This is a genomic window from Gordonibacter pamelaeae, from assembly GCF_003340385.1.
In the GTDB taxonomy this organism is placed as follows: domain Bacteria; phylum Actinomycetota; class Coriobacteriia; order Coriobacteriales; family Eggerthellaceae; genus Gordonibacter; species Gordonibacter pamelaeae.
This window is the reverse complement of the sequence record NZ_PPTS01000001.1, coordinates 563961-576476: the sequence shown is the minus strand read 5'-3', so window position 1 is coordinate 576476 and position 12516 is coordinate 563961. Positions and strand designations below refer to the sequence as shown.

The following is a 12516-nucleotide window of genomic DNA, read 5'->3' as shown; positions in this document are numbered from 1 at the left end:
GTCCTTACGCCACTCCCCCGCCCTGCGCCTCGTGGATCAGGCGCAATCCTTCCAGCGTGAGCTCCGGGTTCGTGGCGGTGATGGTCTGGGAGAGCTCGGCCACGCGGGGGGCCAGGCCGCCGGTAGCCACCACCGGCGCTTCGTAGCCTAGCTGGGCGAAGATGCGGCGCACGAGGCCGTCCACGCGATCGGCCTCGCCGTACACGATGCCGGCTTGGATGGCCTGCTCGGTGCTGCCGCCGATGGCCGTGTGCGGATCCACCAGGTCGATGGCGGCCAGGCGCGTGGCGCGCGAGAACAGGGCCGCGGCGCTCGTGTCCACGCCCGGCGCGATGACGCCGCCGATGAAGCGCCCCTCGCGGTCAACCACCTCGATGTTCGTGGCCGTGCCGAAGTCCACCACCACCACGGGCGCGCCGTAGAGCGACCGCGCGGCCACGGCGTCGGCCACGCGGTCGGCGCCGATCTCTCCGGGGTTGGCGTACGTGGTGGGGAACAGCTCCCCGGCCGAGGCGGCCGTGCACACGAGCGCGTCGATGCCCAGCATACGATGCAGCGCCGCGCACCATGCCTGCGTGAGCTGCGGCACCACGGAGGCGAGCGCCGCCCCCTGCAGGTCGTCCGGCGCGATGCCCTCCGAGTCCAAAAGCGGCAGCACCTTCACGCGCAGCTCGTCGGACGTATGGCTCTTGTTCGTGGCCACGCGCCACATGTGGGCGAGCACCTCACCCTCGTAGACCCCCATGACGGTTTGGGTGTTCCCCACATCGATGGCAAGTAACATGTTTTTGACAAACCCCCTCGGACGCAGGCGAAACGGACGGGAGCGGATATAGTTGCGGTTGATCATTATACCAAGCGGTCGCCTGCCGCCCTTATCTGACTACGCACTCGTAGAAAGGTATCACATGAACGATACACCGAACCGCATCCTCGTCGTGGACGACGAGCCTTCCATAACGGAATTCGTCAGCTACGCCCTGAAGAAGGAGGGCTTCTACACCGACGTGGTGGACAACGGCGAAGAGGCCCTGGCCCTGGCGACCAAGAACCCCTACGACCTGTTCGTTCTCGACATCATGCTGCCCGGCATGGACGGCTACGAGCTGTGCCGCCGCCTGCGCTCCAAGACCACGGTGCCCGTGCTGTTCCTGTCGGCGCGCGACACGGAGCTCGACAAGGTGGTTGGCCTGGAGATCGGCGGGGACGACTACCTGGCCAAGCCGTTCGGCGTGCGCGAGCTCATCGCCCGCGTCCGCGCGCTGCTGCGCCGCGGCTCCGGCGGCGACTTCCCCGGGGCGAACCACGCCATCACGGCCAGCGGCATCACGCTGGACGAGGACGCCCACACGGCGTCGGGCGAGCATGGCGAGATCGACCTCACGCCGCGCGAGTTCGAGCTCTTGGCCAGCCTGATGAAGAACGCCGGCAAGGTGGTGTCGCGCGAGGACCTGCTGCGCGACGCGTGGGGTTGGGAATACTTGACGGAAACCAAGACGGTCGACACCCACATCAAGCGCCTCCGTGATAAGATTGAGGGTGCCGGGTACGATCCCGGCTTGGTGGAGACGGTTCGCGGATACGGGTACAGGTTCAGACAATAAAGAGGCTGCAGACATACTTCTCATTGCTGGCAACGCTGCTCATGCTGCTCGCCGGCGCCATCATCGTGCTCACCTGCTTCATCGCCTTCGGCACCCCGCCGAAGGCGTTTCTGCTTCTCGTGCCCACCGGGCTGGCAACGTTTGTGCTCAGCCTCATCATCGGCCACTTCCTGGCCGAGCCGCTGAACGTGCTGGTGAAGAAGACCGAGGCCGTCCGTTCCGGCTCCGATGTGTCGCTCGCCCCCGACGGGCGCCTGCACGAGGCCGACGAGCTGTCGAAGACCATCGACTCGCTGGTGAAGAAGACGAAGTCCCAGCAGATCGACCTCGCGCTCAAGGAACGCCGCCAGTCGGCGTTCGTGAGCGACGTGGCCCACGAGCTGCGCACGCCGCTCACCGCCATCCGCGGCAACGCCGAGATGCTCTCCGACCCCGACCTGCCGCCCGAGCTGCACGACAAGTTCTGCTCCATCATCGTGGGCGAGAGCGAGCGCTTGAGCCGCCTGACGAACGACCTTCTGGCCCTCCAGCGCATCGAGAACGACCACACGCCGTTCGAACTTCAACGGGTGAACCTGAAAGGCCTGGCCCACAGCGTGATCGACGCGCTGGAGCCCATCCTGCGCGACCGGGAGGCGAACACCGAGATCGTGGGCGAGGCGCCCGACGTGCTGGGCAACCCGGACCGCCTCAAGCAGGCCGTGACGAACCTCGTGGAGAACGCGAGCCGCTTCATCGACCCGGGCGGGCACATCACGATCGAGCTGTTCGGCCTGCGCGGCAACTCCATCCTGGCCGTGAAGGACGACGGCCCCGGCTTCGGCGACGCCGACCCCAAGCTGTTGTTCGACCGCTTCTACCGCGCCGACGCCTCGCGCAGCCGCGGCACGGGCGGCACGGGGCTGGGGCTGGCCATCGTGAAATCGGTGGTGGAGGCGCACGACGGCACGGTCGAGGCCATCAACCTGCCCGAGGGCGGCGCCTGCTTCATCGTGGCGCTGCCGTCCATCCCGGCGGAGGCAGTCCCGGCGAAAGCCTAGGGACACCGGGAGCACCGCTGCGCAACGGCGTCGGAACAACGTTGCCCTCGGCCACGGTCTGCGCCTTCCATCGCAGCGGTTTGCCTATAATGGAACGACGCGCCGCCGGCGCAGGCGGCCTATGCAGAGATTCAGGGGAAGGCAACGCACTATGAAAGTGAAGAAAGCGCATGTGAGAACCATGCTTCCAGTGGCCTCGGCGGGGTTCGCCTCTTTCTGGGCCTGGTTCTACCTCGTGCTCTTGAGCCCTTATCCGGCCAGCCATGCCGGCGACCTGTCGCTTGCGCTCAAGCTGGCGTTCCTCGTGGGCGTGCTGGCCGTGCTCTTGCTCGTGTACCTGAAGCGCGACCTTTTCGGCCGCACCGAGCACGACCCGCTCCCCTGGGCGGCGGCCTTGCTGTCGCTGCCGCTCGGGCTGCTCAACCTCGCAGCGCATTACCTGGCCGTCCCTCCAGCCGCGTTCTTCGCCGCCTGGTTCCTGGGCGGCTGCGGGTTCTCGCTCGTCTTCCTCTTGTGGCCCAAGGTGTTCATGGTGGGCTGGCAGAAGGACGTGGGGGCGTACCTGTCGGCAAGCGCCCTGGCAGGAGCCGTGATCTACCTGTTCGCGTGCGAGCTGCGCCCGCCCTACGGCGACGTGGCGCTCGTACTGCTGCCCCTGGCGTCGCTGGCCGTGCTCCACTACGTGCGCACCCATATCGTGGGCAGCGAGCAGGAACCCGAGGCACCCCTCGAGCAGACGCGCCTGTTCCCGCTCACCGGCTTCACCGTGGCCGTGTTCGGCGCGCTGTTCGGCATCGCGCTCTACCTGCTGTGCGCGAACCTCGACGCCGTGGACCCGCTGGCCATCGCCGCGGCCATCGCATGCGGCGCCGGCCTGCACCTGGCGCTGAGCGTGCTGGTGAAGCGCTACGTGCCGTTCGGCACCGCGGAGAAGGTGGCGCTCCTGCTGCTGGTGGTGGGATTCCTGGGGCTCGCGTTCCTCGGGCCGGGGCTCATGCTGGCGTGCTGCCTGTTCATCGTCGGCGTGTACGTGTACCTGGACTTCTCGAACATGAGCGCGCTCGTGGGCTTCGCGAGCGGCCACCCCTCGCCGTTCTGGCGCATCGCGCGCGGCCAGCTGGTGCTGCCGGCGGGCATGATCGTGAGCTGGGTCGCGTGCATGGCCATCGAGCGCACCGACCCGAGCCTGTTCGCCTACGTGCCGTACCTGGCGCTCGGCCTGCTGCTCGCCCTGGCGCTGCTGGCTGCGTTCGTGCCGTTCAAGGACAACACGTTCGCCGACAAGACGGTGAAGGCCGAGATCGCGGAGGGCGGCTACTTCAAGCAGCGCTGCAACCAGGCGGCGCAGACCTACAAGCTGTCGAACCGCGAGGGCGAGATCCTGTACTACCTGGCGAAAGGGCGCAACGCCCAGTTCATCGCCGACGAGCTGAACATCTCGGCGTACACGGCCAAGACGCACGTGTACCACATCTACCAGAAGATGGGCATCAACTCGCAGCAGGAGCTCATCAGCATCGTGGACTCCACGGAGGTCGTGTACCAGTAGGGCGCCAACGGAGCTTGCAGGCGGGCGAGCCGAACGTGCGACGCACGCCGCCTGCCGCGCCCTCGGACGCCGCAGGGTGCTCGTGCCCGCCTAGTACCCCACGGCCGCCACGAGCGGGGCGAGCACGGTGGCGTGCAGCGCCACCATGGCCAGCGTGGGCAGCACGCCTGCCTTGAAGAAGTCGGTCATCTTCCAGTAGCCGTAGCGGAACGACAGCATGTTGTTGCTGTCCACGCCCATGAGGAACGTGGTGGATGCGTTCACCGCCACGATGACCGTGAACACCACCGGGCTCACGCCGAACGCGGTCGAAAGCGACGCGAGCGGGATGAGGCAGATGGCGATGAACGCCGGCCCCACGGGAATGACCAGGCGCAGAAGCGGCAGCAGCGCCGCCGTGGCGCCCACGACGGCCCCGCCGCTCACAGCGAGCTTGCCCACGGTGGAGCCGAACAGCCAGCTGGCCGCCCCCTGCTCCTTCACGCCGCCCGACAGCGACTGCACGCAGCCGATGAGCAGCACGATGCTCCACGACACCGACGCCGTGTACTCGCGCCACGTGAGCACGTCCAGCCCCGGCAGGAAGAACAGCACCAGGCAGAGCACCGCGATAGCCGTGGCGTCCCAGCCCGTCCAGTTGCTGGCGATCCACAGCGCGAACGTCACGCCCATGATGCCGAGCACCTTCCAGTCCAGCGTCTCCAGCCGGCCCACGGCCCGCCCCTTCTCCTCGATGCAGGCCATGGTGGCCGCCGAGATGGGCTCCGGGCGGAACACGAGCGTCACCGACAGCCAGCATGCCGCCAGCAGCACGAGCGCGATGGGCATGCAGATGGCCGTCCAGTCCAGAAACGATATCTCGATGCCGGTGTTGGCGGCCAGCACGTTCATGGCCATGATGTTCATGGCGCTGCCCGACGGGATGGACTGCCCGCCCACCACCGATGCGTACGTGATGCCTATCATGAGCGCCCGCCCCAGGTTGGACTTGCCGGGCTCGCACCCCTCGATCTTGAGGATACTCGACACCGCGATGCCCGCGAACAGCGCCGTGCACGGCAGGTCGGAGATGAAGAACGACAGCACCGCCGCCGACACCATGAACGCGCCCACCGTGGCCCGCGCGTTGCCCTTCGTCAGACGCATGAGCGCGAACACGATCTTCGTGGGGATCTTCGTCTTCAGCAGCGCCGCCGTGATGCCGAACGACGCCAAGATGAAGAAGATCACGCTGCTGATGAACCCGCTCCACACGCCGCCGTTGAACTCCAGCACGTCGAACACGGGCATGAGCACCATCATGACGAGGCCCGAGATGGCCACGGGCACCGGCTCCGTCACCCACAGGAAGATGCCCGCCACCATGAGCGCGAGCGACATCTTCCCCGCCTCGGTAAGCCCCTCCGGCGTGGGCCCCAGCCAAGCCGCCGCAACCAGCACCACCGCCACCGCGACGCACGCGGCCCTCTTGGCCGCCGCGCCGCCAGCAGGCGCCTGGCTGCGTCGCGTATCCCGCCCGTCTCCGCCCATCGTCTACCTCCCCCTCGCACGTCGAGCCCTCGAACAGGCGCCCACCATAACGTGAACGCGCTGCCCGCGAATCGGACGCCTGAAAGGAAAGCGCACGAACGCCATACTACTGTGCGTATGACCCCCTTCGTGCAGGCTCTTCATACGGATTTTTCGATGACTTCCCCCGGTTTTAGCAACGGCTACTCGATTCGCGGCCTTGCGCGCTCGGAGATAGTGGGATGCGAGCATTCGGAAAAGAGGCGCGCCGCTCGCGCGAGGGACAGCGAAGAAAGGGGGATCGTCCGAAGCTCCGATCGAACAAGGATCCTACTGGAAAAGCAAGGGGGTTGATTCATCTCATGTCCGACAACAACAAGCAACAAGGCACGTCGCTCGGCAAGCGGTTGGCGCTCATCGGCGTGGCCGTGACCATCATCGTGATCGCGCACTTCCTGCCCACGCCGGAGGGCCTGTCCTACGCGGGCAAGATGGCCATCGCGCTCATGGTGTCCGGCATCGTGCTCTGGGTGACGGAGCCGGTGCCCATGGCCATCTCGGGCCTGGCGCTCATGTGCCTCATGCCGGGATTCGGCATCTTCCCGTACAACGGCACGCCCGGCGTATGGGCGAACTTCATCAGCAACGTGATCTTCTTCATCTTGGCGTCGTTCGGCATCACGTCGGCGCTGCTGAAGACGAAGATCCCCACGAAGATCGTGTTCACGCTCATGCACATCACGAAGGGCAACGCGAAGCTCACGGTACTCATGTTCATGATCGCCACGGCCGTGATCTCGGCGTTCGTGTCGAACCTGCCCTGCACGGCGCTGTTCGCGGGCATCGCCATGTCCAGCATCATCGAGGTGGAGCAGAAGAACGGCACCGCGAAGCACGCCGCCAACCTGGGCAAGGCGCTCATGATAGGCATCGCGTACGCCTCGTGCATGGGCGGCATGATCACGCCGGCCGGCTCGGCGCTCAACATCATGACGCTGAACATGCTGGGCGCGAACGCGGGCTTCACCATCTCGTTCCTCGACTGGGTCATCATCTGCGCGCCCATCGCCCTCATCCTTCTGGTGGTGTGCTGGCTGTCGGTGGTGTTCATCTTCAAGACCGATCGCATCTCCGAAGAGACGATGCTCGCCATCGAGAAGTCGGGCGCCTCGGTGGGCAAGCTCGACGGGTTCGACAAGAAGGTGCTCGCCATCCTGGCGCTCATGATCGTGGCCTGGGTGGCCAGCAACTGGACGGGCTGGGATGCCACGGCCATCGCCGTCGCGGGCCTGGCGCTGTTCTTCCTGCCCGGCATCGACGTGCTCACCTGGAAAGAGTACATCGCCAGCGTGCAGTGGGCCATCGTGCTGCTCATCGGCTGCGTGCAGTCCATCGCAGGCGGCATCAAGGAGCAGGGCGCGGCGAGCTGGCTCTTCGGCGCAACCGTGGGCAAGATGGCCGTGTCGGCGTTCGCCGTGGTCGCCGCCACCGCCGTGGCGCTGCCGCTCATGCGCCTGATCATCCCGGTGGGCCCGGCGCTCATCGCCATCAGCCTCATCCCGCTTGCGGGCATGGGACCTGCCATGGGCGTGTCGGCCGCCGTGTTCGCCATCATCATCGCGTTCAACGCCAACACGACGTTCCTTCTGGGCGTGGACAGCAACAACATGATGACGTTCAAGCACGGCCAGTGGAAGATGGGCGAGTTCTTCAAGGCCGGCATCGCGCCGACCATCGCCATGATGATCCTTCACGCCACCATCCTCGCCCCGCTCGTGGGCCTGGTGGGGTACTGATTCGCAACGTTCGAGCTCTCTGCGGACTCGCGTTTCCAGGGCCCGGACCCCGCAAGGGGTCCGGGCCCTTCCCTTTTGGCGCTTGCCGGGCCCGCGGTTTCGGCGCACAATAGATCCGGGTCGCAACGACGGCGGCCGCACAGGGGAAGTCAGGGGAAGGAAAGCGACATGATAGAGGCTATCGCGTTCGATGCGTACGGCACGCTGTACGACGTGTACTCGGTTGAGCGGAAGTGCGAGGAGGAGTACCCCGCCAGCGGGGCGGCCATGAGCCGTCTGTGGCGGCAGAAGCAGCTGGAATACTCGTGGCTGCGCACGCTCATGGGGCGCTATGCGGACTTCTGGCACGTCACCGAGGACGCGCTGCGCTACACGCTGGCCGAGCTGGGCCTGGAGGGCGACGAGGAGAAGATCGCGGCCATCATGGCAACCTATCTGGAGCTTGAGATGTACCCCGAGGTCATAGAGGCCATGGCCCGGTTCGGCACGCGCAAGAAGGCCATCCTCACGAACGGCAACCTGGGGATGATCGAGCCGCTGGTCGCGCGCTCCGGGCTGGGCGCGCACCTGGACGCCTGCCTGAGCGCCGACGAGACGGGGCTGTTCAAGGTGCGGCCCGAGGTGTACCAGCTGGCCGTGGACCATCTGGGCGTCGCGCGGGAGCGTCTGCTGTTCGTGTCGTCGAACGGCTGGGACGTGGCCGGCGCGAAGGCGTTCGGCTTCACCGTGGGCTGGCTCAACCGCCGCGGCCTGCCGCCCGAGGAGCTGGGCGTGCGCGCGGATTACGAGGCGACGAACTTGCTGGAACTCGCAGAGATGGTGGAGGCCTCGGCCTAGCGCGACGGCCCCGCAAGCCGTCGCTCGCGAAGTCGATGCCCGTCGCCGCTCTGCAGAACCGCCGCCCGCGAAACCGTCGCTCGCCGCTACGCGGCGCCTTCCGGCTTCAGCGCAGCAGACGCATCGCCGGGTGCCGCGGGCGCCTCCACGTCCTCGAACTCGAAGCCGGGCTTCGTGCACACGGTGCAGAAGGCGGGACGGCGGCCAGTCACGATGAGGCCGCAGGCCGGGCAGGACGAGAGGAGCCCGGAAGGACGGGCACCCTCCGCCAGGTCGAGGCAGAGGTGCGCGGCGGCCTGCTCCACCTCCTGCAGCTGGCGGTAGAGCTTCGCGATGTCGCGGTAGCCGCGCACGCGGGCGCGTGCGGCGGCTTCGCGGCAGGGGCCCGTGCTCCAGCCATCGAGACGCCCGGCCGCGGCGCGCAGGGCGTCGTCCAGGCTCGACGGCTGGGGCGAGCGCGGCTCGGGCTCCACGCTCTCGGCATGCAGCGGCCCGCGGAAGGCCTCGAGCGCGACCAGGTGGGCCCGCTCGCCAGCCGCCAGCGCATCCAGCACGGCACCGTCCTCCGGGCGGCCGGCCGAGCGGGCGGCATCGGCCAACAGGACGATCGCGCGCTTCTCCGCCAGGCACCGGGCGCGCGCGGCCTGCAAGTCGTCGTAGACCGCGCCCACGTTCTCCCGCGTGAACGCCGCCTGCCTGCGCGCCCGATAACGACGGTACGCGTGCATGCCCAGCAGCTCCAGCGCCACAAGGCCCGCCACGACCGCGACGAGCAGCACGATGGTTTCCATAACGGCCCCTTTCGATCAGAACGGGCTTTCGCGTCGGTGCGGGACGCCTCTTCCCAGTCCTGCGCACCTGATTCCTCGAATTCTGGCAGATTTTGAAGGATATTCGTCGATCTCACCGCCCGCACCCGCAGCGATCGGAACGCTGTTTCCAAAGCGTTCCTGTCGTCCCAGTTCGCAGGCCCGTCCTGATGGCGCTCCTGTCGAGCCGTCTTCAGGGTACGACGAATAACTTCCAAAAGCTGCCATTTTCGACGGCATCCGCAACCCAACCGCCGTCGGCATGCCGTTGGCCGGCCGGCAGGCAGGTTGCCGTCCGTCCGCGGCCGACCGCCTCCCCGCACCCCGGCATGCGGCCGGGGTGCGGGGCCCTTCCTTAGTCGCCCAGGGCGAACACGGCCTGCTTCGTCTTGGCGGCCAGCTTGGCGTTCAACTCCTCCAGCGGGCCGTACTCGAGGCATTTCGCCTGGCAGTGCTGCACGCAGGTGGGCACCTTGCCCAGCTCCCGGCGCGCGGCGCACAGGTCGCACTGGTCGGTGGGCACCGGCATGTAGGCCAGCTGCCACACGTCCTCGTCGATCTTCCACGGGCCGATCTCGTTCACCAGGATGCCCGTCTGCCCCACCGGGTAGCCGTGCTCCATCTGGCATGCGAACTCGCACGAATGGCAGCCCGTGCACCATTCGTAGTCAACCAAGATTCCGTACTGGGCCATTGTTACTCACCGTCCTCGAGCTTGTAGAGCCTGCAGATGCTCGTCTTGTAGTTGGAACCGAACCCGCTCTTGCCGGGGCTGTACACCATGAGGTTGTTGATGTTGTACTCGAACACGTCGAAGAACTTCTCCGGGTCGCCCTCCGGCCGCCACCACGCGTGGTCGCAGGCCACGATGCGCGGGTCGGTGAGGATGGGCGTCGACTCGATCCTGATCTTGGCGCGGCCGTTCTGGTTCTCGATCCACACCCACTCGCCGTCCTCCATGCCGAGCTCCGCCAGCTTGTCGGGGTGAACCTGCACGATGGGGTCGGGGTGCATCCGGCGCAAGCGCTCGATCTGGCGGTGCTCCGAGTGGAAGTAGCTCCAGTTGCGCGCGCCCGTGGTAAGCACGAGCGGGTACTGCTCGAACAGCTCCGGCGTGGAGCCGGGGCCCGGATCGGGCTCCTCGAAGTACGGCAGCGGGTCGAGCTCGGCCGCGTTGTAGAACGTCGACCACAGCTCGATGCGGCCCGTGGCCGTCTGGAATCCGGGCTGGCCGTCGTTGCGCATCTTGCCGGTCTTGTACTTGTAGTACTCCACCGGAAGGTACACCGGCGCCTCCTCGCGCAGCTCCTCCCACGAGTAGCCCGTGGGCTTCAGCAGCTCGGTGAACATCTCCTCCGGCTTCTCCCAGGGCCAGGCCTCGGGGTTGAAGCGCTTGCCCAGCTCCAGGTTGATCTGCATGTCGGACTTGCACTCGCCGATCTGCGTGACCTTGTTGATAACCTCGCCGCGCTGCGGGCCGTCGCCCACGCGGATGCCGTTGCGCTCGGCGAACGTGGCGGCCGGCAGCACGACGTCGGCCAGTGCCATGATGGTGGGCGTCATGAACAGGTCGACCGACACGATGAAGTCGCACTTGTTGAACGCGTTGTACACGCGGTGCGGGTCGGCGCCCATGCAGGCGATGCCGTTCGTGGTCTGGAAGTGCGCGCCGTGGATCTCGTAGGGCACGCCCGTCTCCATGGTCTCGATGAGCACGTCGGGCGAGGACTGCTTGAAGCCCATCTGCAGCAGGCGGTAGCGGTCGAGGCCCAGGCGCTTCGGCTCCTGCTCGGGGGGCAGCAGGTCGCGGCCCCAGCCGCCGGAGTACGCCATGATCTCCGCGGGGGGCACCAGGCCGCCCGGGCAGTCGATGTTGCCCGTGATCTGGAACAGCGCCGCGATGGCCTGGCCGGCGGGGATCGCCTCCCGCGTCATGTCGATGGCAAGGCCCCACTGCAGCGTGGCCGGCTTCGCCGCGGCCAGCATGCGGGCGGCGCGCACGATCTTGTCCTCGGGGATCCAGGTGATCGCGGCCACGCGGTCGGCCGGGTACTCCTGCACGCGCTCCTTCAGCTCGTCGAAGCCGTAGCACCAGCAGTCGACGAATTCCTTATCGTAGATTTCCTCGTTGATGATGACGTTCAACATGCCGAGCGCCAGCGCCGCGTCGGTGCCGGGGCGGATGGGCAGGTGCAGGTTCGCCTTCGCCGCCAGGAACGTCACGCGCGGGTCGATGACCACGGTCTTCATGCCGCGCTTCATGAGGTCGATGACCCAGTGGCCGAAGAAGCCGTCCGAGTTCGCGATGAGGGGGTTGTTGCCCCACACGAACATGACTTCGGGCATGGTCCAGCCCTCGTGGTCGAACCGGTCGGGGAAATGCTGGGCCACGTCGGCGATCCAGAACGAGCCCGTCGTGGCGGCCATACCGGCCACGCGCGGCAGATAGCACGCGTTGCCCGAGAGCACGTTGCCGTAGTTCGGGCTGCCGAACGACCAGCACAAACGCGACTGCCATGGCGCGATGTCGCGGCCGGTGCCGTGGATGAACACCACGGACTCGGCACCGTACTCGTCCTTGATGGCATTGAACTCGCGCTCTACGATGTCGTAGGCTTCGTCCCAGCTCACGCGCTCCCACTTGTTCTTGCCGCGGTCGGCGCGGGCGCGCTTCATCGGGTAGGTGAGGCGGTCCTTGTGGTTCACGATCTCGGGCATGTCGAGGCAGCGCACGCACAGGCGCCCCTCGGTCATCGGGTTCTCGGGGTCGCCCTCCACCTTCACGAGCTTGCCGTCCTTGTCGGTGTACATCAGCACGCCGCACCCCAGGTGGCATCCCGGCCCCGACCACGCGCTGCCGCGCGTTACCGTGTACTCGCCTTCCTCGTAGCGCCACGGCTTCTCATGCGGGATGGTGATGCCCTCTGATTTCTCCATGCTTCGCCCTCCTTGTCTCGTCGTCGAAAAGCACTGGAACCAGCATGCCGTGCCGAGCGGGACCGCGAATCGCCGCCGCGACGTGAAATCGCACGGCACGCGTCACGATATGGGATTGATGAGGAACGAAGGATGGCATACTGCGGAGGGTAGTATGCCGGGAAAAGGGGCCGATGGGCCGCCACAAGACGCAAAGGCTCTTCCAAGCCGTCGTAGTCTCCGATGCGGCACACGGTCGCGACCTCGTTGAGCGAGCACACCATCATGAACAGGCCGTCGTCGGGCGCTCCACACGACGACGCCTTCACCGCGGCCAATGCGGGCAATGTCTCGGCCCGCCGCATGTGGCGAGGAAAGTGGCGGTGTCAATCATGTACTGGCTTTCGGAAAGACACCCACCGACACAGTAATCACCGGTTTTCCACATCGCCAGAC

Annotated in this window: 10 protein-coding genes; 5 read left to right on the top strand and 5 right to left on the bottom strand. The window is 66.8% G+C overall.

The window, feature by feature from the left end; translation table 11 throughout:
* Positions 1-4: 4 nt before the first annotated feature.
* On the bottom strand, positions 5-784 hold the full coding sequence (locus C1877_RS02495; protein ID WP_041239232.1) for a type III pantothenate kinase: 780 nt from the start codon (positions 782-784) through the stop codon (positions 5-7).
* A 124-nt stretch (positions 785-908) separates the two neighbouring features.
* Here C1877_RS02495 and C1877_RS02490 point away from each other — a divergent pair, with 124 nt between their 5' ends.
* The 3 genes from C1877_RS02490 to C1877_RS02480 all read left to right on the top strand — a co-directional run bounded on the left by C1877_RS02490 (position 909) and on the right by C1877_RS02480 (position 4193).
* Entirely contained in the window at positions 909-1604 is a 696-nt protein-coding gene (locus C1877_RS02490) for a response regulator transcription factor (protein WP_015539450.1), read from the top strand.
* 110 nt (positions 1605-1714) lie between these two features.
* Entirely contained in the window at positions 1715-2644 is a 930-nt protein-coding gene (locus C1877_RS02485; protein WP_114568293.1) for a sensor histidine kinase, read from the top strand.
* A gap of 151 nt (positions 2645-2795) precedes the next feature.
* On the top strand, positions 2796-4193 hold the full coding sequence (locus tag C1877_RS02480) for a helix-turn-helix transcriptional regulator (protein WP_015539449.1): 1398 nt from the start codon (positions 2796-2798) through the stop codon (positions 4191-4193).
* A gap of 90 nt (positions 4194-4283) precedes the next feature.
* Here C1877_RS02480 and C1877_RS02475 read toward each other — a convergent pair whose 3' ends face one another.
* Positions 4284-5723: an SLC13 family permease gene (locus C1877_RS02475; RefSeq protein ID WP_049784058.1), complete on the bottom strand. Its 1440-nt coding sequence runs from the start codon at positions 5721-5723 to the stop codon at positions 4284-4286.
* A 341-nt stretch (positions 5724-6064) separates the two neighbouring features.
* Between C1877_RS02475 and C1877_RS02470 the strand changes: the two genes are divergently transcribed.
* Both C1877_RS02470 and C1877_RS02465 read left to right on the top strand, forming a co-directional pair.
* Complete coding sequence (locus C1877_RS02470) at positions 6065-7498, top strand: SLC13 family permease (protein WP_181813775.1); 1434 nt, start codon at positions 6065-6067, stop codon at positions 7496-7498.
* Between the two features lie 168 nt (positions 7499-7666).
* A complete protein-coding gene (locus C1877_RS02465) occupies positions 7667-8335 on the top strand; it encodes a haloacid dehalogenase type II (protein ID WP_015539447.1) in 669 nt (222 codons plus the stop codon).
* 86 nt (positions 8336-8421) lie between these two features.
* On the opposite strand, the gene C1877_RS02460 is transcribed toward C1877_RS02465, so the two are convergent.
* From C1877_RS02460 to C1877_RS02450, 3 genes are all read right to left on the bottom strand, one after another.
* Positions 8422-9126, bottom strand: a complete 705-nt coding sequence (locus C1877_RS02460) for a hypothetical protein (protein WP_114568261.1) — start codon at positions 9124-9126, stop codon at positions 8422-8424.
* A 373-nt stretch (positions 9127-9499) separates the two neighbouring features.
* Positions 9500-9838 (bottom strand): hypothetical protein, encoded by a 339-nt coding sequence (locus tag C1877_RS02455; RefSeq protein WP_015539446.1) that lies wholly within the window; start codon positions 9836-9838, stop codon positions 9500-9502.
* 2 nt (positions 9839-9840) lie between these two features.
* On the bottom strand, positions 9841-12081 hold the full coding sequence (locus C1877_RS02450) for a molybdopterin-dependent oxidoreductase (protein ID WP_015539445.1): 2241 nt from the start codon (positions 12079-12081) through the stop codon (positions 9841-9843).
* Between the last annotated feature and the right edge of the window lie 435 nt (positions 12082-12516).